Below are 1,995 nucleotides of genomic sequence, written 5' to 3'. Positions count from 1 at the left end.
TATCCTTTTGCAATCAATTCGAAATTCATTAGCTTTGATTTAAAGAAAATTTTTTATGGCATAGATCTTTGCACAGGAGTTTTTGACACTCATTTTTCCTTTCATTATGAAATAGATCAAAAGCTTGAAGAAAATAAAGAATTTCTTTTAAAAAGACTTTTGTCTTATTTGATTATTGATGAGAAAAGAAATGCAACTGCTTTAGAGGATATAAAAGAACAAAAATATATTATAGATGATTATACTTTTTATTTTAAAGAGTTAAAATCTTTAGAACTTAAAAAATGCACTATATATCAACTTCCTTGTAATCATCCTTTGTTTAAAGAGTTTAGAAATAAAGAAAAGCAAATTAGTGCTTTTAAAAAGGATGAAGATAGTCCTATTCATGCTTACAATGAAGCTTTACAAATTTTACAAGATTTTGCTAATGGAATTTACAATACAAGTAAAGATAAAACAGGAAGATATATAGAAGATAAAAATAAAACCAGAAGATTACTAGAAAAACTCAATATCATAGGACAAAACAATCTTAAGGCTATGTATATGGGGATAAATGGAAATAAAGAAAGCTTGAAAGCTATAGGCAAAAGAGAAAATAACACTAGCAAAGCAAGTGCAAATGCTGACATCACATCAGAAACAAAAACTCCGCCTAATTTCATAGGCAGACTAGCTACAACTATAATCATGGAAGATGGTTTATATATAGGATGAAAGGATAAAAATGAGTGAAACTTACGAGATTTATACACCTAATGGTGGTATATTAGATGTAGAAAAAAAACGAATAAAATTTTATTATATGATGGGGGAGCTAAGGTAGGCAAATACACCCAAGAATATTCTAAAGCTTTGTTTGAAGCTGATCGTATATTAAGAACTTCTCCTTATATTAATTATCAACCTAGGTATCTAGATCCTGAATTTCACACAGGGGAGAAATCTACTTTGCTTGAATTTAAAGATTGGCAAAGTATTTATTTAAAAGATCCTATCAAAGGAAGCATAGCTCCTTGGACTAAAGCAGAAAAAGCTTATTATAAATCTTTAAAAACTAAAAAAGAAAGATATAAATATTTAGTTATAAGAAGTGGTATAAGAAGTGTTGTTATAGATATACCTTATGAAGCTATAGGAGCTGTAGATGAAAAAGGAAATGTAGATCCTAAATATGAAAAATTATATAGAATAGTAGATGATAATAAACATAATCTAAGATCAAGTTTATTTCATAATGAATGGGGTATGGCAGCAGGAATATTAGGTGATTATAAATACCTAGCTAATGATATGTCTCAAAATGGTTTTAATGCAAGATTTATCCAAGCTACTATACTTTATATACAATTAAGTGGAGGAAGTAGTATATTAGATAAACCTAATTTATTAGGTGCTATTTATGGTTATGCAGATATTGCTGTAGGAAGTGGTTTAGTAGGAGTGCATAAAAATCCTTTAAGAGAACAAGAGATTAAAACCTTAGCTAAGACTTTAAAACCTGATGAATTTGGTATGCTTCCTTTTATAGATGAGATTATGGGAGTAGATTGGGTGATTGATTATAATAAATATAGAATTGCTCGTGATGAATTTGGAAGTATGTATAAAGCCTTAAGAAGTGATATAGTTGAGGGCAAAATAAAAGATCCAAGGGATATAGATTCTACTTATGAAAGCAGAAGAGAATTTGATCATCATAGGGGAGGGTATTATAATGGCATGGTAAATGCTTATGGTTATGATATTCCAAATGATCGGAGTGAAGAAAGTGCACAATTAAGAATAGATTCTATGATATTAACTGCCAAATTAGCAGCCCTAACTCCTCCTCAAGGCTATCCTAATGCCCCTTATTATTTTACCCCTGAAAATCTAGAATGGTATTATAAAAGACATAAGCTTGATAGACTTCTTGATCCAAGAATCCCTGCTATTTATAGATATAATTTTCCGCAAGAACTTCGAGCTAAAATACTAGCTTATGCTAAA

At 29.5% G+C, this 1,995-nt stretch carries 2 pseudogenes; both read left to right on the top strand.

Features of this window, described 5'->3' with window-relative positions:
- Positions 1-720, top strand: a pseudogene (locus tag AJN58_RS05965) (hypothetical protein); the annotation flags it as partial.
- Between the two features lie 10 nt (positions 721-730).
- Positions 731-1,995: pseudogene (locus AJN58_RS05960) on the top strand (hypothetical protein); the annotation flags it as partial.

The sequence above is a fragment of the Campylobacter sp. BCW_4321 genome, assembly GCF_001763075.1.
GTDB classification, from domain to species: domain Bacteria; phylum Campylobacterota; class Campylobacteria; order Campylobacterales; family Campylobacteraceae; genus Campylobacter_D; species Campylobacter_D jejuni.
Note: the sequence above shows the minus strand (reverse complement) of the source record. Positions and strands in the feature narration are given on the sequence as shown.